17 protein-coding genes are annotated in these 18,989 nt (G+C 61.4%); 7 read left to right on the top strand and 10 right to left on the bottom strand.

What is annotated here, in order from left to right; genetic code table 11:
- Positions 1–152 precede the first annotated feature (152 nt).
- The 5 genes from JO015_19825 to JO015_19805 form a co-directional block, all read right to left on the bottom strand.
- Positions 153–1,196: a hypothetical protein gene (locus JO015_19825; protein ID MBW0001350.1), complete on the bottom strand. Its 1,044-nt coding sequence runs from the start codon at positions 1,194–1,196 to the stop codon at positions 153–155.
- A gap of 15 nt (positions 1,197–1,211) precedes the next feature.
- Positions 1,212–2,999, bottom strand: coding sequence for a DEAD/DEAH box helicase (locus tag JO015_19820; GenBank protein ID MBW0001349.1), 1,788 nt, complete (start codon positions 2,997–2,999; stop codon positions 1,212–1,214).
- 401 nt (positions 3,000–3,400) lie between these two features.
- Positions 3,401–3,637 (bottom strand): hypothetical protein, encoded by a 237-nt coding sequence (locus JO015_19815; GenBank protein MBW0001348.1) that lies wholly within the window; start codon positions 3,635–3,637, stop codon positions 3,401–3,403.
- 215 nt (positions 3,638–3,852) lie between these two features.
- The gene (locus JO015_19810; GenBank protein MBW0001347.1) at positions 3,853–4,383 is read right to left on the bottom strand and encodes a hypothetical protein; all 531 of its coding nucleotides are present in this window, start codon (positions 4,381–4,383) and stop codon (positions 3,853–3,855) included.
- The gene (locus JO015_19805) at positions 4,373–5,479 is read right to left on the bottom strand and encodes a hypothetical protein (protein ID MBW0001346.1); all 1,107 of its coding nucleotides are present in this window, start codon (positions 5,477–5,479) and stop codon (positions 4,373–4,375) included. The genes JO015_19810 and JO015_19805 overlap by 11 nt, the downstream gene beginning before the upstream one ends.
- Positions 5,480–5,613: 134 nt before the next feature.
- On the opposite strand from JO015_19805, the gene JO015_19800 reads away from it, so the two are divergent.
- Entirely contained in the window at positions 5,614–7,140 is a 1,527-nt protein-coding gene (locus JO015_19800) for a YifB family Mg chelatase-like AAA ATPase (protein ID MBW0001345.1), read from the top strand.
- 77 nt (positions 7,141–7,217) lie between these two features.
- On the top strand, positions 7,218–7,538 hold the full coding sequence (locus tag JO015_19795; GenBank protein MBW0001344.1) for a hypothetical protein: 321 nt from the start codon (positions 7,218–7,220) through the stop codon (positions 7,536–7,538).
- A 191-nt stretch (positions 7,539–7,729) separates the two neighbouring features.
- On the opposite strand, the gene JO015_19790 is transcribed toward JO015_19795, so the two are convergent.
- Positions 7,730–8,971, bottom strand: coding sequence for a glycosyltransferase family 9 protein (locus JO015_19790; protein ID MBW0001343.1), 1,242 nt, complete (start codon positions 8,969–8,971; stop codon positions 7,730–7,732).
- 145 nt (positions 8,972–9,116) lie between these two features.
- Between JO015_19790 and JO015_19785 the strand changes: the two genes are divergently transcribed.
- Complete coding sequence (locus JO015_19785; protein ID MBW0001342.1) at positions 9,117–10,970, top strand: threonine--tRNA ligase; 1,854 nt, start codon at positions 9,117–9,119, stop codon at positions 10,968–10,970.
- An 11-nt stretch (positions 10,971–10,981) separates the two neighbouring features.
- On the opposite strand, the gene JO015_19780 is transcribed toward JO015_19785, so the two are convergent.
- Complete coding sequence (locus tag JO015_19780; GenBank protein ID MBW0001341.1) at positions 10,982–11,518, bottom strand: nitroreductase; 537 nt, start codon at positions 11,516–11,518, stop codon at positions 10,982–10,984.
- A 2-nt stretch (positions 11,519–11,520) separates the two neighbouring features.
- Between JO015_19780 and JO015_19775 the strand changes: the two genes are divergently transcribed.
- The 4 genes from JO015_19775 to JO015_19760 all read left to right on the top strand — a co-directional run bounded on the left by JO015_19775 (position 11,521) and on the right by JO015_19760 (position 15,330).
- Positions 11,521–12,885, top strand: a complete 1,365-nt coding sequence (locus JO015_19775; protein ID MBW0001340.1) for a hypothetical protein — start codon at positions 11,521–11,523, stop codon at positions 12,883–12,885.
- A 130-nt stretch (positions 12,886–13,015) separates the two neighbouring features.
- A complete protein-coding gene (locus tag JO015_19770; GenBank protein ID MBW0001339.1) occupies positions 13,016–13,594 on the top strand; it encodes a Uma2 family endonuclease in 579 nt (192 codons plus the stop codon).
- A gap of 120 nt (positions 13,595–13,714) precedes the next feature.
- On the top strand, positions 13,715–13,999 hold the full coding sequence (locus tag JO015_19765) for a metal-sensitive transcriptional regulator (protein MBW0001338.1): 285 nt from the start codon (positions 13,715–13,717) through the stop codon (positions 13,997–13,999).
- Between the two features lie 62 nt (positions 14,000–14,061).
- Positions 14,062–15,330 carry a permease gene (locus tag JO015_19760; protein MBW0001337.1) on the top strand — a complete coding sequence of 423 codons (1,269 nt, stop codon included), beginning with the start codon at positions 14,062–14,064 and terminating at the stop codon, positions 15,328–15,330.
- Between the two features lie 449 nt (positions 15,331–15,779).
- On the opposite strand, the gene JO015_19755 is transcribed toward JO015_19760, so the two are convergent.
- The 3 genes from JO015_19755 to nadB form a co-directional block, all read right to left on the bottom strand.
- On the bottom strand, positions 15,780–16,160 hold the full coding sequence (locus JO015_19755) for a hypothetical protein (GenBank protein ID MBW0001336.1): 381 nt from the start codon (positions 16,158–16,160) through the stop codon (positions 15,780–15,782).
- 190 nt (positions 16,161–16,350) lie between these two features.
- Positions 16,351–17,277 carry a hypothetical protein gene (locus tag JO015_19750; GenBank protein MBW0001335.1) on the bottom strand — a complete coding sequence of 309 codons (927 nt, stop codon included), beginning with the start codon at positions 17,275–17,277 and terminating at the stop codon, positions 16,351–16,353.
- A 110-nt stretch (positions 17,278–17,387) separates the two neighbouring features.
- Positions 17,388–18,989 carry an L-aspartate oxidase gene (nadB, locus tag JO015_19745; protein ID MBW0001334.1) on the bottom strand — a complete coding sequence of 534 codons (1,602 nt, stop codon included), beginning with the start codon at positions 18,987–18,989 and terminating at the stop codon, positions 17,388–17,390.

Below are 18,989 nucleotides of genomic sequence, written 5' to 3'. Positions count from 1 at the left end.
ACGCAGAGAACGCAGAAAAGAGGATCCATCCACAGATTACACAGATTGACACAGATCAAGAGGACCTGGCGGCAACTCCAAGGTTGACACTCGCAACCACCTCCATGCTGCCGCTCCGAACTCCGAACCCCGAACTCCGAACCCGTTACCCGTTACCCGTTAGCCGCCACTTCTTCATTTGTGGCATTCTCTGCCAAATGCCAGCGGCGCGCTCGCGGGATAAAAGTTGCCCGGGTACTTCGTTCCGCGCGGCCGGCCCGGCAGCTGACCGTTGCGACCAGTGCAGGTTCCGCCACCGTCAACACAGCGTCAACGTGGGGCAGAAGATGGATCGTGTGACGCTCGATCTGGTCGGCTCGCCGCCGGTTGTGTTCGACGCGTGTAGCCTCGAGGCGCTCGGCATAACGTTTAATGGCGTCCTCTTTGCGCTGGCGCGCCATGCGGCTATGCAGCTCACGAGAATAGTTGTCGAAGTACGTATCGATGCGGCTCAGCTCCCGCCGTAAAAAGTTCTGCTGCCGTTCCTTGATTTTGGAGAGCTCCGGTGCCAGCTCGTTGACGAGCGCCCGTCCGATCCAGTCGGATACGGTAAACCCATCCTCCGCCGGCCAGTCCGGCCCTTCAGGCGCGGTTTCCGTAGGGCTCATTTGCTCGAGCGTTGACTCCAGGGAGGCATCACGTTCGCCGCCGGGCAGAGTAAACGCCAGGCGATGACAACTCCAGCTCTGGTCGATCGCCTGAATTTCGCAGCGCAGCGCAATGACCAACGAGAAACTCCAGGCCGGCCGGAACGGGGTGGTTAATCGCCAGGCTGCGCAGGGACCGAACTGCGCCTGCCAAAGCTTTTGCGCCACGTCCTGCGCCGGCGGCCTCAGGATCCCTCCCGTTGAGAGGCAGGCCCGGGAATGGACCGCGTTATGGGTCCAAATCGCTTCGACCAGCTTAAAAGTTAGTGGGCTGCCGGGAAAAACCTCCGTTTCCGGATTCCCCGTCTCCGGCAAACCGCCGTTGCAAAAATGCAGTTCACCCGAAAAGAAGTCGCCTTCGTTTCGCCAAAGCCGTGCAGTCTCACCTTCCGCCAGGACCTCCAGGCGATCGTGCCAGGAACGCTCGCAGATCGCACCCAGTGACGAGAGGCCTTCTTCAAAGAAATCGATCAGGTACTCGGCGCGCGCGGGGATCTTTGAAAACTTCATCTCGGAGCCGGACGATTAAGTGCTTTCGTAATCGTGCGCAAACAGGGTTTCATCGAGGCGCTTGATCTCTTCGAAACCGGAGCGGGCGCGGCTCAGTTCATCCCCCAGCGTCTTGAGCGCCCCGGCAACGTCGTCGTCTGCAGCGTTTTGCCAGCGCCGGAAGATTTCTTCCTCGAAATCTTCGCTCGTGAAACGTTCACCCAGGATGAGCCCCGTCTCGCCGACCACCAAATCAAACAAGTTCAGCTTTCCTTCCAGAATCTCAAGCAGGTGCGCCTGCAGGGTGCCGGCCTGCACCAGATTATAGATCTCAACTACCCGTTCCTGGCCGATCCGGTGAAGGCGTCCGATTCGCTGTTCGATCTCCATCGGGTTCCAGGGAAGATCGAAGTTCACCAACCGGTGGCAGAACTGGAGGTTGCGGCCCTCGGTTCCACTCCTGGTCAGCAGCAGCGCGCCGCCCTGCTCATGAAACGAATCGACGAGGCCCTGCCGTTGGGCTGCCGGAGTCTGGCCGTTCAGCAGCCACGTCTTCACTCCGGCCGTCGCCAATGCTCCTGCCAACGCATCCTGGGTGGCGAGGAACTGGGTGAAAATCACCACGCCGCCCTCGGTCCGGCTTAAGGCGGGTAGGGCGGCGCTCTTTCGTTCCCAGCTCTGCTTCAGCAGCGCCTTCGTTCTCCACCGTTTCACCAAATCCGGTTTAGGGAATTTTTCGAGTGCATCCAACCATGCCGCCGGGCTGCTGCCCGCCGCCTGCAGAAGCAGCCGGCCCCACAAACTGGCTTTTGCCAGGTTCATACCTTGAAGGGCGGCACGCAGTTCGCGCTCCCATTCATCCCAAAAACCACGCTCGCCGGAGCCCGGCTCGTAAACCACGGTTTCAGCCCGCCGCGCCGGCAGCCGGATACCGGCATTCGCCCGGGTATTGCGGATCATCACCTGCCCGAGCAGCTGGCGGAGTTGTTCGGGTTCACGCGGTTCATACGGCCGGTCCCGATTGACGAACCGGCGGCGGAATTCCTGCGGGGAAGGCAAATGCCCGGGCCTCAGCAGCGTGACCAGATTATAGAGTTCCTCGATCGAATTCTGAACCGGGGTGGCGGTGAGCAGGAGAAGAAACTGGCGCTGAAGCGCATTCACGGCTTCCCAGGCTTTCGATGTGCGATTGCGCAAGTGATGCGCCTCATCCACGATCACCATGTCCCACGGCCGGTGCACCGCGAAAGCCAGGTGCGTATCCTGTTTGAAGGTATGAATGGAGCCGATGATCGCATTCTCCTCCTTCCAAAATCTTTCCGGATCGTTCCGGAATTGCGGCTGATTCGTCGTGACTGACGAGAGGGAAAACTTGCTCTCCAACTCTTCGGCCCACTGATCTACCAAGGACGGGACCGTGAGCACGAGAAACCGGCGCACCATGCCGCGCGTGAGGTACTCTTTCAGCACGAGCCCGGCTTCAATCGTCTTGCCAAGGCCAACCTCGTCGGATAACAGCGCCCGCCCACGCAGAGCGCCCGTGACTCGCAAAGCCGTCCGAAGCTGATACTCGAGGTGATCGATCGTGCAATAGGGCAGGCAGAGCAAATCATCCGACTGATTCGAAACCCACATCAGGGACGCACGCTCGAGCCTACGAAACGATTCCGTGCCTGAATACGCCTGAGAACGATCGTACACGGGCAGTTGCGCCGCCGCGATCTCGAGTCGCACCTCGGGAACCGAGGGGAACGCAGGTTGGCCGGCGTCGGAAGAACTGTTTTGCGGTTGAGTCTTAAGGTCCGGTTGCCTGGAGCTGCTCATCGGGCGCTTGGGTTCTGCAAGGTCTGCAGAAATCAAGCACAGCGTACACGGATCCCGACGATCATAAAGCGTTTAGCGCCCTCACACCGTCACACGGCGGGCACAGCGGGTATGGCGGGCACAACGTAAGAGTTCACACGGCGAACACGGCGAGCCACGGCGAACACGGCGGGAAGAGGGGGAAAGAGTTCGGAGTTCGGGGCTCGGGGTTCGGAGCGGCAGAGAATGCCACAAATGAAGAAGCGCCGGCCTGGCTTTCCCCTTCTTCCCGCCGTGTTCGCCGTGGTCGCCGTGTGAACTCTTACGTTGTGCCCGCCGTGTGCCCTTAATCTGTGTAATCTGCGTAATCTGTGGATGCTTTCCTCCTTTCTGCGTCCTTCTGCGTCCTTCTGCGGACGGTTCTATCTTTCCGCCGTGGTCGCCGTGTTCCGCCGTGGCGCGGTGTGATTCGCTTCCACCGTGCCCGCCGTGTGACCGAACTCCCTGCAGCAGCCGGCACCTGCCACAGTTCGGGACAAGGCTAAATGAACGATGGCCGCGCTTCGCTGCCAGTGATGGATCATGGACAGGCTCGAGGCCGCCTCGACCGAGAAAGCGAGGAATCGCGGGCTGCACTTGGAGAACGCAATGGATTTCATAACCGAAGGCTTGATGGGCTGCGGTTATTGCTTGGCCCATGCCAAATCCACGGCGAGGCTCGCAAGTCATTCTCACCCAAACGGGTGAGCTGTATAAGTTGTTGAGCATGAGCAGGTTAGAATACGAATCCCGGCCCGTTGATTCCGGCCGGCGGCGTTGCCGCTGAGCTCTCTGCGCCCGCTCGGCAATCCTCCATCCCATCAATGGGACCGCGTCATCCCACTAGCGGCCGTGCGCCCGGCATTGGGCGTGGTATTTGTATCAGCCTCGCCGTATCGCGGCTGTAGTCGAGGCTGAGTCGATAGACCGGGTGATCGGTCCAGATGTCGCAGACTATCTGGTCGTCGATGATGGCGGGCGGCTGAGCGACCTTGGCCCTGCAGCGGTCCCAATCGTCCTTAAACGACAACCCAAACGGCAGGCCCTTCAGGGCGCTTTCGGCCTTCGAGTAGAAAAAGACCGAAATCAATACGGGCTCGCCCTCCATGAATGGCTGGCCTGACGTGCCGGGCAGCGCCTCCGCAAACTTAAACAAAAAATCCGTGCCAACCGTGTCATCCAGAATGACGAAGGTCCTGCCGAGTTCCTCATCGACATCCAGCTGCGGGTCGCTGCGGTCCGACCCGATCAGCGGCTGTTTAAAGCCGAGTCGCTCCAAGAGGCCGGCCACGCGCGGGTCCAGCCCGGAGCGACCGATCAAGTCCATGATTTCTTGTGCGTGCACCATATGCTCGTCAGCTTCCATTACCTTTTGGCGTGGCTTGAACGTCTTTGTACTTTTCGGCGACGTCCTTCTTGATCCCATCGATCTTTTCTTTTGTTGATTCACCGTCCATCTCCTTGAGGCTGGCGTGCGTGGTCGCACGGCATTTTTCCTGGCCCCGAGGAAATTTTAATCGCTCGACATCCTCTTTATCCTTTTCCCATGCTTTGCGCGGGTCCTCCGAGTCGCGTTGCACCGTGGTCTTGCCATCGGGTCCGACTGAATGCTGCTTCCCGCCACATGTATCCGTGTTCCGGTGAACGGGAGTTGGCAGGTCTAGCGCGAGTAGGTCGTTCTTGAGTTCCCGTTCTTGACGGGGATTCAGATCTTTGTCCCCGTTAAAGTCCCGTTCAGCCTCAAGCCTCATGGCCGCGAAGGAGGGCAGGTGGTGGGCCTCCTGCGGGAAAACGTCGGGGTTGGCTCGCTTGGCCCGCTCGTTTTTCTTCACGAGCTCGCCGTACTTACCCCACTCACCGCAATGGGGATGTTCGGTCCCGACAACTTTGCCGCCGTCGTTGTCGTCCCCCGCCTGCTTTTCGGCCTTTTTCTTGGCCTCTGTTTCAGCCTTTTTGCGGCCGTAGAAGGCCACGATCTCGCCGGCCGGCACCTCTTGCGGAAAGGTCTTGCCGGTCCGGATACCCCAGTTGACCAGGTCATCCCCCGTGCGGCTTAACCAGGAATTGACCAGCGCTTGTCGGGCCGCCTCGCGGCCCGAGGCTTGCGCATCGGCCGCAAACTGGTCCAACTCGCCATCGGTGACCTCCGCCGGAAACCACGTCGGATCATTGAGCGCCTTTTCCGGCCGGGGCCTTTCGCCCGTCGTGTTCGGCGTGAAGAGCAGGCCCAGGAAGGTGCCCACGCCGGTAAATCGGGCGGCGCCGGAGAGCAAGCCCCCGAGGTCCTCCACCCCTGATCCGGCCCCTGCCTGGAGCCCTTTTGAGAGCGCCTCGACCCCTATCATCCGCATCTGCATTGTGTCGGTGCCCGTGCCGGAGACCGAATGGGTGGCCGACGCCCGGCGCCGGCCGGTCCCGTCGACGCGGAATTTCCAGCTTCGCTCTGCCGCTCGTCCTTCCACCTCTGGGAGCGCCTCATCCCGGGGATAGCCCTTTTTCGATGCCGGCGTCGCACGGCCCTCTGGGCGCGCCGGCTTGCAAATTTCCTTGCGCCGCGACGATATTATAACATAACAGATTCTTGTTATACTATTTTATGCCTTCCAAAGTTTATTCCGCGGCCGTGGTGGGCGTCGATGCTTTCGAGGTCGAAACCGAGGTCCACGCCAGTTGGGGCAACGATTTCAGGATCGCCGTGGTCGGCCTGCCGGACACGGCGGTTAAAGAAAGCAGGGATCGTGTGCTCAGCGCCATTCACAACAGCGGCTTGCGCGGGCCCGAAGGCCGCATCACGATCAATCTGGCGCCGGCGGACCTGCGCAAAGAAGGACCCAGCTTCGACCTGCCGATCGCCCTTGGCCTGCTGGTTCTCAACGAGAAGAGCCGGTTGCCTGACCTGGGATCGTTCTTGTTTGCCGGTGAACTGGCCCTCTCAGGGCAACTCCGCCCCGTCAAAGGCGCACTGGCCATCGCCCTCGAGGCGCGCCGGCGCGGCCGGCGCACTCTGGTGTTGCCGGTTCAAAACGCGGACGAAGCAGCCATGGTCGACGGCATTGACGTCATTGGCGCCGCCACGCTCACCGAGGTGGTACTCTACCTGCGGGCCGAGCGGGAACTCACCCCCGCCGTCGCCATGCGTGAGCGCCCGGCGTCCCGGTGCGAAGTCGATTTTTGCGAAGTGAAAGGCCAACCCCACGTCAAACGGGCCATCGAAGTGGCGGCGGCCGGCGAACACAACCTTTTGATGATCGGCCCTCCGGGTTCGGGCAAATCGATGATCGCCAAGCGCATTCCCTCAATCCTCCCGCCGCTCACCCTGGCCGAGGCCATCGAGACAACCCGGATTCACAGCGTCTGCGGATTGTTGGACCGCAAACGCCCCTTCGTCTGGGAACGGCCTTTCCGTAGCCCCCATCACACCATATCCGACGCCGGATTGCTGGGCGGCACCGCCCACCCCTCGCCCGGAGAAGTCAGCCTGGCGCACCACGGCGTGCTCTTTTTGGATGAACTGCCCGAATTTCGCCGTTCGACCCTCGAGGTGTTGCGCCAACCCCTTGAGGATGGCCGGGTCACCATTTCGCGCGCAGCCGGCACCATGACTTTCCCGGCGGAGTTCATGCTGGTGGCGGCCATGAATCCCTGCCCTTGCGGCCATTACGGCGATACCCGGCGCGAGTGCCGGTGCAACCCGGCCCAGGTGCTTAAATACCGGAGCCGGCTTTCCGGGCCGCTGCTGGACCGTATCGACCTGCACGTCGACGTACCGGCCATGGAACTCAAAGACCTGACCACCGTCGAGGATGGCGAAGGCTCCTCGGACATCCGCGAACGGGTTACCCGCGCCCGGTTGCGCCAGCAACAACGCTTTGCCGGCGAACCCCAGGTTTCAGCCAATGCCCGCATGGGCCCGCGACTGTTGCGAAAACATTGCGCCCTGGAACCCGACGCCACCGAACTGCTGCGCCGGGCGGTGAGCGCGCTCAACCTGAGCGCGCGCGCCTACGACCGCATCCTCAAAGTGGCGCGCACCATCGCCGACCTGGCCGGCGCCGACCGGATCGGACCTGACCACCTGGCCGAAGCGGTCCAGTACCGCACCCTTGACCGGCAGTTGTGGTAGGAAAAGTCGCGCTGCCTTCACGCCGCCCGCCAAGCGGGGCTCGCGTCCGAGCGAGGATGATAGAAAGGAAGCAGAGAGTGGACACTCAACGCGCAGTCGAGGAGCTCGAGGGTGCAGGTATTGAATCTGAGCACGCCAAGCATATCGTCAAAGTAATGAGCACGGCAATCGAGGAACGACCGAGCATTGACCGGCTCGATCGGATGTTCGCGGAGCTTCGGGGAGAATTCCAGAAAGAGATCGCCGGGTTTCGGGCGGAAATACATCAAGAGCTCGCCGGGTTTCGGACGGAAATACATAAAGAGCTCCATGCCTTTAAATTCCAAATGATGTGGTTCTTTTTCGCCACTCTCATCGGCATTCTTATCAACATCCTGATGACCTTTTGGAAGCACTAGGCTGTGCGGCGGGCATGGCGACCACGGCGGGAAGCCATGCCGCCCGGCGCCTCTTCATTTGTGGCATTTTTCCGCTTGTGGCATTTGTGGCATTCTCTTCCGCCCCGAACGCCGAACCCCGAACTCCGAACGCTTTCCCCCCTTCTTCCCGCCGTGGTCGCCGTGGCCCGCCGTGGTCGCCGTGTGAACTCTTACGTCGTGCCCGCCCGATCGCTGTGGCCGCCGTGTGACCGGCACGCGACGCTCGACGCCCGGCACTCGACACCCGGTGGCATTTTCTCCCGTAGCGCCGACTCGAGTCGCTCGATGACCATGGCCCCGCTGACTTGGTGCATGCACGCGTGACCAAACGGGCACTGCGACAGGTTGCGGAAATTGCACGGTGAGCACGGCAGGCCGGCGCGCACCACCGCTTCCGGTTGGCCGTAAGGACCGATGTGGACGGGATTGGTCGGGCCGAAAACACCGACGACCGGCGTTTCGAGTGCCACGGCCAGGTGCATGGCGCCGGAGTCGTTCGTCACGCAGGCGGCGGCTCGCTTCACGATGGCTGCAAGCTGGCCCGGGGTCGTCCGCCCGCAGAGGTCGACTGCGCCGGGGCAACGCTCGACGATAACCTTCGCCCGCTCGCGGTCCTGGTTGGTTCCTAGCACGACTACCGCGACGCCCTGCCCTTCAAACCACTGGCCGACCTCCGCGAAGCGTTCCGGCAGCCAATGCTTCGTTTCCCACATCGTACCCGGCGCCAGGGCGGCAAAGCGTTGCCGGACCAAACCGCCAAGCAAACGCTCCGCGTCCGCCTCAGCTGCCGGGGACAGATAAATGCGCTCGTCCGGCGGCGCGTCATCCAGGCCGAGCATCGGCCCGAGCCACAGGTAGCGTTCGATGGCGTGAACGTCGAGCGTCTCGATCGGGATGCGATGCGAGTACGCCACCCACGACCCCTCTCGCGCCCCGGCCCATCCCCGCTGGGGGACGTTACGAAGCTCGTGATGCTCCGACTCGGTGGGCTCCCGGCTGACCGGCCGGTCGAACCCGATGCGCACGGGTGCGCCGGTGGCAAGGGTGAAAAGGGCCGAGCGCATCTGCCCGTGAAGATCGATGACCAGCTCGTAGCGGGCACGGCGCAACCCGGCAAGCAGCCGGAACGACTCCAGGGTCGCGTCCCAGCCCCGGCCGAAACGCGCGAGCTTTTTCCGATCGAAAAGGACCACGCCCGAGAGCGCCGGGTGATGCCGCACCAGCTCAGCGTTTTCCGGCGTGATGAACCAGTCAATCCGTGCGTCCGGGTAACGGGTCCGCAATTTCGGCAGCAGCGGGACGGTATGGACCACGTCGCCGAGCGCCGACGGTTTAATCAGGAGGATACGGGAAAAATGTCGTGACTGAAGCGATTCAAGTTTCAAGAAGATGCCGGCGGTCCTTTCAAACAACGATACGCCTACTTGCTTAGGCGTAAGTTGCAAATGGACCGAACAACTTTTTTACGGCGGCACCCCCTCCTCCGCGGGCGTGAAATCGCGCCCTCGCCGCGCATGCGTTGTGCTATGCTTACGCGATTCTTGTCTACCGGAGTACATGGCTGAAGAAACACTTGAACAAAAGACGACCACGCGGAACGACCCGGCAAACGAACTGTACCGCACTCGCCACTCCTGCGCGCACGTGCTTGCGACTGCGATCTTGCGCCTTTGGCCGGAGGCCCAATTCGCTGCCGGGCCGCCCGTGGAAAACGGGTTTTACTACGATCTCGAGCTGGATCACCGCATCACGCCGGAGGATTTCCCTCGCATCGAAGAGGAGATGAAGAAGGAGATCAAGGCGAACCACCCTTTCGAACGTATCGTCGTCAGCCGCGATGAAGCCGTCCGGTTGGCCGAGGAGGGAAGCCTGGCTTCTTTGGCGGCCCGCTCGGTTCCGAGCAAATTCAAACTGGACATCATCCACGGGATCCCGGCAGACGAGGAAATCTCCCTGTATCGTAACGGTGATTTCACCGATCTCTGCGCTGGGCCGCACGTTGCGCGCACCGGAAATATCGGGGCATTCAAGCTCACCGGCCTGGCGAGCGCCTATTACAAGGGCGACGAGCGGAATCCGCAACTGCAGCGGGTTTACGGCACGGCCTTCAAAACGCGGCGCGACCTGGATGCCTACTTCACGATGCTTGAAGAGGCGAAAACGCGGGACCACCGCAAACTCGGGCACGAACTTGAACTCTTCACGTTCGATCCGGACGACGTCGGGCCCGGTTTACCCCTGTGGCTGCCGCGCGGCACCGCGATCATCGAGGAGCTTGAGAAACTCGCGAAAGACACTGAGTTTGAGGCGGGGTATCAGCGCGTCAGAACGCCGCACATCGCGAGGGAGAGCATGTATCGCAGGAGCGGCCATCTGCCCTACTACCAAGACTCGATGTTTCCGCCGATGGAGCTCACGGAAACCCGCGACGATCCCGATGCGGCGGAACATCGCTATTACCTGAAGGCGATGAACTGCCCTCACCACCACAAGCTCTATGCCGCGGTGCCGAGGAGCTATCGGGACCTGCCGTTACGCCTGGCCGAATACGGGACCTGCTACCGCTATGAGCAGAGCGGCGAACTATTTGGCCTGATGCGCGTTCGCTGCATGCAGATGAACGACGCGCACATCTACTGTACGCCCGAGCAGTTCGAGCAGGAGTTCATGGCCGTCAACGAGATGTACGTTAAGTACTTCAAGATTTTCGGGATCGAAAGGTACCTGATGCGCTTCTCGACGCACGACCCAAGGCGTCTCGGGGAGAAATTCGTCAATGAGCCGGCGCTGTGGCTGCAGACGGAGGACATGGTTCGCCGGGTGTTGCGAAGCTCAGACATAGATCACATCGAGGTCCCGAATGAAGCCGCCTTCTACGGGCCGAAAATCGACGTGCAGATCTGGAGTGCAATCGGACGCGAGTTCACCATCGCCACAAACCAGGTCGATTTCGCCGTTCCGCCGCGCTTCGGGCTCGTCTATAAAGACCGTGAGAACGTCGAGAAAACTCCCCTCTGCATCCACCGGGCGCCACTCGGGACGCATGAGCGCTTTATCGGGTTCCTGATCGAACATTACGCGGGTAATTTTCCGCTCTGGCTTAATCCCGAACAGGTCCGAATCCTGCCCATCACTACGGAAGATGCGGTCGTGGGTTATGCTAAATCCATTTACCAGGAGCTCCGCCGGCACGGCGTCCGGACGGAACTCGACCTTTCCGCGGACAAGGTAAACGGGAAGATTCTCCGGGCCGAGCAGATGAAGGTTCATACCATGCTCGTGCTCGGAAAGCGTGACGTTGAAGCCAACTCGATCAGCGTACGCGTTCACGGGAAAGGAAATCTCGGTGCCCGGCCCCGAGAGGCCGCCGTGACTGACATTCTGACCTCGATCCGGGAACGTCTCCCGTGAAGGGAACCGCCTCACGGCACGCGCCGCAATACCTCGGGGAGGGGTTTGCGGCCCGGCGGGGCGGGAATCTCGGCGGGATAACCGAAAAAGAGGATGCCGATCAGGTCTTCCTTCTCGCGATCGCAATGAAGAAGGTCATACGTTTCCGGAAGCCGCGTAAAGGGGCTGGTGCTCCACTGCATCCCGATCCCGCGGCTCCAGGCCATCAATTGGATGATCTGAATCGCGCAGCAGGCAGCGCCATAATCTTCGCGCCGCTGTTGGGCATCCCCCGCCAGGGTGACGGACACGGCCACCAGGAGCGGCTTCGACATGATTTTTTCCGAAGCGGCCTCCGGGTTCGCGCCGGGTTTGAACGCGGCGTAGAGGCCGGCCAGCGCGCGCTGCGTCTCCGGCCCGACCACGGTGAATCGCCACGGTTGCGTTAAACGGTGATTCTGCGCCCACAACCCGGCGGCGAGGATCTCTTCAAGCAACCCGGGCTCGATCACCTCAGGCTTGAACCGATGGATGGTGCGCCGGGAAAAAATTGCGTCCTCGATGTTCACAGGTGAGGAATACCGCAGGCGGTGTGACCCGTCAGGAATTTTTGCGCGTTCGGGGCACTCACCGGGCCGCCGCCGTCCTGCCGCCCATCATCATGCTCAAATCGCACGAATACGCCGGGGATAAACCCGAACCCCGCCCGCCTGAAACAAACTATCTTATGCAACCTGTGCGTCTACCGTATGCCCGGACTCGCTTCGGCAAAGCGGCGCGTTTCGTCCTTCGAAGCCTGGCTTTGATCATCGGCATCGGGGTCGTGGGCGCCGTCCAGGCGCAGGTGGCCGCTCCGCCCTCGTCATCATCACCCCGGGTGCTGCGGGCGATGCCGGCTCAGGCACCTCCGGGTTTGTCTGCTCAACCGCCCGCGCCGCGGCCGGTCACCCGGCCATCCAGCGCCAACGACGCCGCTCGATTCCTCGCCGGAATGCCGGTGTCGCCGGATTCGCCCTTGGCTGGATTGACCAGAGACCCGCGCTGGATCGCGCACAGCAACGCCATGGACGCCGCGTTCGCCCGCCTCGACCAGCGGCAACTCAGCAACATTCGCAACTGGCAAGCCGACTTCCTCGCGCCCGCCACCAGGTCAAGCCGGACCTGCCTCTATTTCTTCAGCGGCCCGGACTTCCTCCTGCCGGACGCGTTTTATCCGGATTGCACCGCCTACATCCTGGTCAGCCTGGAAACGGCCGACTCCATCCCGCAACTGCAATCCCTGCCGCCCGACGCTTTGCAGAATTCGCTTCAAAACCTCGAAATCGCGCTGAACACGTTCCTGCAGTTCGGCTTCTTCGAGACGAAGGAATTGCGCGCCTATTCGCAACAGTCCGCCCTCAAAGGCGTGCTGCCGATCATCTTTGTTTTTCTTGCCCGCTCCGGCAAAGAAATTCTGAACCTGGATTACACCTCGCTCGGCGGTAATCGCGGCGCCAGGATCTCATTCGTTGATGGCGCAACGGGTGCTCGTAAGGTGTTATATTACATCACCGCGGATCTATCGGACGAAGGGCTGAAGCGAAATTCGGGCCTGCTCCGTTTCTGCGATCACTTCGGCCCGGCCAATAGTTTCCTAAAGGCCGCTTCCTACCTCCTCCACGGTAACAGCTTTAATGCGGCCCGGAACTACCTGTTGCAGGCCAGCGCGTCGATTCTCCAGGATGACTCCGGTATCCCGCTTCACAGCTTTGGTCCGGACAAGTGGACCATCCGGTTTTTCGGTTCGTACAACGGTCCCATCGATCTGTTCAAAAACTACTATCAACCCGACCTTCGCCAGTATTATGCCACGAGCACGCCAAAACCGCTGACGTTCAGCTTTGGTTACCAATGGAACCCGAAGAACGCGCTTTTGATCCTCGCAGTTCGAAAGTAGCCGCTTTGCCGGGCGTGGCCTCCGTCCCCGCCCCTTCAGGGCTGAAAACTCGGTCCCGTCGGCGCGAAATGTAATCTTCTTTGGGCCGGTCTGCAAAGCTGTGGTACCCTGCACGCCAGAGAATGCCGGCATGGCCACTGATCTCCAACCCCGTCTGTTCGCTTTCGACGCGGTACACCGCTACACGATCGAGGAGTATCACCGGCTGGTGGAAGAGGGTCTCCTGGAGGAGGACGCCCGGGTCGAACTGCTGGACGGCCGGATCGTTCCCATGTCTCCAATCGGGCCCAGGCACGAACGGGTAGTAAGACAGCTGCGCCGCGCTTTCGAGCGCCAGGACCGCGGGCGTTTTGAGACCGACAAGGCTACGCCGTTGCCGATCCCGAACCACAATGAGCCCCAGCCCGACCTGATGCTTTATCGAACCGGCGCTGCCACAGATGAGCACCACGTGCGGCCGGCGGACGTATTCTTAGTGGCGGAGGTTGCCAAGAGCACCCGCCGGCGTGACCTCATCAAAAAAGCGGGAATTTACCGGAGCGCTGGAATCCCGGAGTATTGGGTCGTCGACCTCAAGAAAGATTGCCTGCACGTCTTTCGCCTGGAAGAAGGCGGCTACAAAGAAACGCTCCTCGAGCGAGGCAGCGCGTCGCCGAAGGCATTTCCGGACGTCACCATTGACCTGGATTCCGTGTTTCACGCCCGCTAACCACGGTTATGCAGCTTGCCGGATCGACGCGAACGCCTGACCCCGGACGGCTGAACTCCCCGAGCGGGCAACGCACGTCTTTCGCCTTGCATTATACCCCTGGGGGGTATATATGGGGACATGGACGCCGGTTCCCGACGCAAAATCCAGGCCCGGCTTAAGCGGGTCAGCGGCCAGCTCCAAGGCATCCAGCGCATGATCGACGAAGACCGCTACTGCCTCGACGTGTTGAGTCAGATCGCGGCGGTGCGCTCCGCCCTGGACGCGCTGGGCGTCGAATTGCTGTCCAATCACGTTGAGCATTGCGTCACCGGCGGCCCGGAGGCGCACCCGCAAGCCAAAGCCATGTCGACCGAGCAACTCACGGCCGAACTGCGCACGGCCCTGGACCGTTTTCTGCGCTGAATTCGTTCACCCCGGACCGAGCCCGTTTTCATTCAAGAACTGAAGGGAAGGAATAACAGACGATGAACTGGTTATGGATGAGTCTGTACCACGCGGCCGCAATGTTTTGGGAAACCGCGTGGGCGCTGGTGTTCGGCTTCGCCGTCTCCGGCGTCCTGCAGGTGCTGGTAAGTAAAGAAAACATGTCGCGCTGGTTTGGCCGGACTAACCTGCGCTCGATGGCCCTGGCCACCGGGCTCGGGGCCGCCAGCAGTTCGTGCTCGTACGCCGCGACGGCCGCGGCCCGCAGCGCATTCCGGCAGGGTGCGGCGCTAATTCCCGCCCTGGCGTTCATGTTTGCCTCGACTAACCTGGTAGTCGAGCTGGGCGCAGTGTTGTGGCTGTGGATGGGCCCGCTTTTCGTGGCGGCCGAGGTGGCCGGCGCGCTCTTTCTGGTCGGTTGGGTCTGGCTGCTGGGCAAGTGGCTCCTGACGCCAAAAGTGGAGCGGGCGGCACGGGAGCACGCTGAGAATGCGGAGGAGTCAAACGGGCATTGCTGCCACCACCACGTGCATGACCACGTGCATGACCACGGACAGGGACAGGGACAGGCACAGGGGCACGGGCACGATGAAGGCGAAAGCCATGACCATCAACATCATCATCACCCGGCGGGTGCGGCCGGGCCGGATTGGCGCGGCCGGCTCGAAGCTGTCGCCCACGCCTTTGTCATGGACTGGTCCATGCTGTGGAAAGAAATGGCGATCGGTTTCCTGATCGCCGGATTTCTGGCTACGCTCGTACCGCAAGATTGGTGGAAAGGCTTGTTCCTGCAGGGCGGCCCGGCGTGGCTCCAAGCGGTCGAGAATGCATTCGTGGGCCCGCTGATCGCCATGGCCAGCTTTGTGTGCTCGGTCGGCAATATTCCTCTAGCCAGCGTGCTCTGGAGCGGCGGGATCAGCTTCGGCGGCGTTGCGTCCTTCATTTACGGTGACCTGATCGTTATCCCGCTGTTGCTCATCTACCGTAAGTACTATGGCAACGGGCCGGCCCTGCGAATTACCGTGGTTCTGTTCCTGGCGATGGTCCTGGCGGGTCTTTCGGTGGATGCGCTCTTTCACGCCTTGCACCTGGTGCCGGCGGGTCCGCGTCCCGCGAGCGCTGCGACCGACGCGACGTTTGCATGGAATCATACTGCCTGGCTGAACCTGTTGGCGATCGCGCTCGGGGCATTCCTGCTGTACCTGCACCGGCGCGGCTCGCAGGGTCAGGATGCCTCTGGGCACAATCGCCATGGCCACGGTCACGAGCCATCCCCTTTGCCCGAGCCCCGGTTGCCTTCGCGGCACTGAAAGCCCGTCATCCACACTCATCCATTCTCCCCAGCCGGTACGACGAATCTGAGCGCGGGCCGCCGCCCTCCCATTGAACCAAACGGGCCTGGGGGTGCCGGCGCCGGAGGATGCTCCCTAGCTGGTTGAATCCGCTTTAGGCCCAACGGGCCGGTTTTTAGGCCCAACGGGCCGGAAGAACATAGCCCAGGGCTTTACCCCCTGGGTAACCGTCAAATCACGATCGAGCCCTCCTAAGGCGTCAGGCCTGTACACCCTCCCTAACAAACGCCCGCCCCGCCGGGTTGGATTTGCTGAAGGGGTGGCAGAAGGCGTCGCTCGAGGGTTCTGCCGCCCTTTCAGGGCTAGGTCGGGGGGAGAATGCCTTCCCAGGGTAAACCCTGGGCTATGTTCTCCCGGCCCGTTGGGCCTAGACCGTTTATACGGTCTGATAGGTGCAACGCCGGCGCTTACTTCTCGTCTTTGGCCGCCTTATAACCCTCTTTCCGGGCTTCGGCTTCACTCAGATATTTGCCGTGCTTGGTGCGGCCGTACCACTTTGACCCTTCCTTGTGATAGACGCGGGTTTCGGAATTAGCCCAGACTTGGCCGTTGCCGCCGCCGGGGGCTTGGCTGGCCTGAGGAGCGGGGGCCCGATGGGAACTCTTGGTCGACGCCCCGGAGGCCGCGGGCGTTGGACTCGCCGTCTGGGCCGCCGTGCGCAGGTGCAACCGCTTGGCCGGCGAAGGCCCATTGGCCGGACTCGGGCTCGGGGTCACGTCTTGCGCTTGCAGAGCGACAGGGGCTGCTGCCGCTGCCAGGATCAGGATTAAGGCTTTGAGTGCGTGCATTTCTCCTTCTATGAGCCGGGGCGTAACTTGGCAAGGTTAGGCTCGTTCCCGGTCGTCGTACGGGGTCACGGCCGAGAAATTAAATCATCCGCAGAACACGCAGAAAAACGCAGAAAAGGGGAAAGCATCCACAGATTACACAGATTGACACAGATTAAGGGCACACGGCGGACGCACCCGCTGTGCCCGCCTACTCATCACCGCGCAACGCGGTTTGGCGGGCGAACCGGTCGACACTTTGATGTCGAAGGATCACAAACGTGTTGTTGTCCCCGTAAAGCGCCCATGGACCCGCCGCTGGAACCTCGCGGAATTCGACGAACTTCCAGTCGCAAATGTCCTTGTTGCCCAATCCCAGGTAATCGCGAATGGCTGGTGATACATCCAGGCCGGCGCCTTGGTTGAGGTTCGGACGCGGGCGCTCATTTCCAAACACGTACTGCCAGTGATCCGTCCGGAACGGCCCGCAATCCTCCCATTGCGCGTAACAGACCCGGCTTCCGTGCCGGATGGCCACCCAGCGACCTTTAAGCGTCGTCTGGCCATCCCTGACGAATGCTTCCTTAAACCAGGGAATGACGGATGCAGCTTCCGGCTTGGTGTGGCTGCCCTCAATATCATTGTACGGCAGTGCAACGTAGAATGGGTTCTGACGAGGCACAAAGCTGACCGGAACGTAATTGCGCCGGGCCGATGGTTCCGGATTGTCGTAGCCGCCGTAGTTTGCGGTCCAGAATTTGTCCCAGGAGCTCTTGTCGTTCGGAACGGGGTTATTGACGGTCGGGTGTTCGCCGATCCAGAAAATGGTTGTGACGATACCGGTTTTCCACGGGTACCGGCCGGGACTTAGGCTCAGGACGCCGCGGCCCATGAGGGAAGGGCCGGTGAGGTAGCGCGGGCCGGACCCGTTGAACACGGTTTTGGTGGGAGACATGATGACCTTCGGCTCGATCTTCAAGAGGGCATTCTCCCGCAATTTCATGGCGTACTTCGCGAAATCGGTGCTGCTCTCGTATTGAGTCTGGCCAGACGCTTCAACTACGCCACACAAAACCGTCACCGCCGAGAGTAAGAATAGCCGCCGCATGGGGTTGGATTCCTTGCCTTTTACGGGCATAGGCTCCCTTTCAGCAAGCGATTTTTGCGCTCAATTACCGAAAAGCGCAATATCCGGACGCGTGGAATCGGAAAGGTCGTAAATCCGGAGAATATCACGGCATAAATTCGTTATCCGTAACGGCGGATGATGGTATCACGCAGAAACCGGTCGTCCCTCAGTTCGGGGTAATCGAGGGTGAAATGCAATCCCCGGCTCTCCCGCCGCGCCAGCGCGCAATCCACGATCAGGCTGGCCACCGTACACAGGTTTCTCAATTCGAGCAGGTCAGTGCTGGGCTTGAAGTCCCAGTAAAATTCCTGGATCTCGCGTCGAAGGTTACGCAACCGGGTACTGGCGCGTTGCAGGCGTTTGGTGGTACGGACGATGCCGACGTAATCCCACATCAGGCGCCGGATTTCATCCCAGTTGTGGTAGATCACGACCAATTCGTCCACGTCCTGGGCGCGCCCCGATTCCCATGCGGGCAGGTCGAAGTCCTGTTGATAGCCGGCGTGGCGGGGGTGCAGCACCGCACCGGCACAACGGCCCGCCATCACCACCGCTTCAAGCAGCGAATTGCTGGCCAGCCGGTTCGCGCCGTGGAGGCCGGTGCACGCCACTTCACCGACGGCAAAAAGACCGCGCAGGGTCGTCGCGCCCTCAAGATCGGTCCTTACGCCCCCGCATTGGTAATGGGCCGCGGGCACGACCGGGATCGGGTCCCGGGTTATGTCGATGCCAACCTGCAAGCAGGTGTCGTAGATCGTCGGAAACCGTTTTTTGACGAAGCCGGCAGGCTGGTGGGTGATGTCGATGTACATGCACGGGGCACCCGTTCGTTTCATCTCGGCGTCAATGGCCCTTGCGACGATGTCACGCGGGGCTAATGCGCCCTTTCCGTGGTAGTTGTGCATGAATTCACGGCCGTGCGCGTCAACCAGTTTTCCCCCCTCGCCGCGGACCGCTTCGCTGATGAGAAACGATTTACCCTGAGGGTGAAAAAGGCAGGTAGGATGAAACTGGATGAATTCCATGTTGGCGATCGCGGCGCCGGTCCGCCATGCCATCGCGACCCCGTCACCGGTGGCGATGGCGGGGTTGGTCGTGTAGAGATACACCTTCCCGCATCCGCCGGTGGCGAGTATGATCCGGTTGCTGCGGAGGGTTTTGACCTTGCCGGTCAACTCTTCGAGAGCGTAAACGCCCACCACCCGATCTTCGGCCGTGTACCCGAGTTTGCCGGTCGTGATCAGGTCGATGGCCATGTGGTTCTCGAGGATCTCGATGGCCGGGTGGCGGTCGACCGCCGCCAGCAGCCTGTCCTCGATTTCGCGCCCGGTAGCATCCGCATGGTGCAGGATGCGGCGTTTGGAATGGCCGCCCTCTTTGCCGAGGTCGAGTTCACGGCTGCCGCTTTCCAGGACGCGCTCATTAAACGTAACTCCGAGTGCCATGAGGTCGCGAATCGCTGCGGGACCGTGACTTACAATTGTTTTTACAGCTTTCTCGTCGCAGAGCCCGGCACCGGCGATCAGGGTATCCTGGACGTGCAGCTCAAAGGAGTCCTCAATGCTGGTGACGGCGGCGACGCCCCCCTGGGCCCATGCGGTGCTGCTGTCGGATCGCCGGCGTTTGGTCAGGATGGCCACCCGTCCATGCGCAGCGACCTTCAGGGCAAGGGTCAGGCCGGCGATGCCGCTGCCGATGATGATGAAGTCGTAGTCCTGCAT

The organism is Verrucomicrobiota bacterium, assembly GCA_019247695.1.
In the GTDB taxonomy this organism is placed as follows: domain Bacteria; phylum Verrucomicrobiota; class Verrucomicrobiia; order Chthoniobacterales; family JAFAMB01; genus JAFBAP01.
The sequence above is the reverse complement of the archived record's forward strand: the minus strand, read 5'-3'. Positions and strand labels throughout refer to the sequence as shown.

Excerpts from the sequence above, each read along its gene's own strand:
- JO015_19825 (MBW0001350.1), bottom strand. The coding sequence starts at position 1,196 with ATGAAGTTTTCAAAGATCCCCGCGCGCGCCGAGTACCTGATCGATTTC.
- JO015_19820 (MBW0001349.1), bottom strand. The coding sequence starts at position 2,999 with ATGAGCAGCTCCAGGCAACCGGACCTTAAGACTCAACCGCAAAACAGT.
- JO015_19815 (MBW0001348.1), bottom strand. The coding sequence starts at position 3,637 with ATGAAATCCATTGCGTTCTCCAAGTGCAGCCCGCGATTCCTCGCTTTC.
- JO015_19810 (MBW0001347.1), bottom strand. The coding sequence starts at position 4,383 with ATGGAAGCTGACGAGCATATGGTGCACGCACAAGAAATCATGGACTTG.
- JO015_19800 (MBW0001345.1), top strand. The coding sequence starts at position 5,614 with ATGCCTTCCAAAGTTTATTCCGCGGCCGTGGTGGGCGTCGATGCTTTC.
- JO015_19785 (MBW0001342.1), top strand. The coding sequence starts at position 9,117 with ATGGCTGAAGAAACACTTGAACAAAAGACGACCACGCGGAACGACCCG.
- JO015_19770 (MBW0001339.1), top strand. The coding sequence starts at position 13,016 with ATGGCCACTGATCTCCAACCCCGTCTGTTCGCTTTCGACGCGGTACAC.
- JO015_19765 (MBW0001338.1), top strand. The coding sequence starts at position 13,715 with ATGGACGCCGGTTCCCGACGCAAAATCCAGGCCCGGCTTAAGCGGGTC.
- JO015_19760 (MBW0001337.1), top strand. The coding sequence starts at position 14,062 with ATGAACTGGTTATGGATGAGTCTGTACCACGCGGCCGCAATGTTTTGG.
- JO015_19755 (MBW0001336.1), bottom strand. The coding sequence starts at position 16,160 with ATGCACGCACTCAAAGCCTTAATCCTGATCCTGGCAGCGGCAGCAGCC.
- JO015_19750 (MBW0001335.1), bottom strand. The coding sequence starts at position 17,277 with ATGCCCGTAAAAGGCAAGGAATCCAACCCCATGCGGCGGCTATTCTTA.
- nadB (MBW0001334.1), bottom strand. The coding sequence starts at position 18,989 with ATGCAGGACTACGACTTCATCATCATCGGCAGCGGCATCGCCGGCCTG.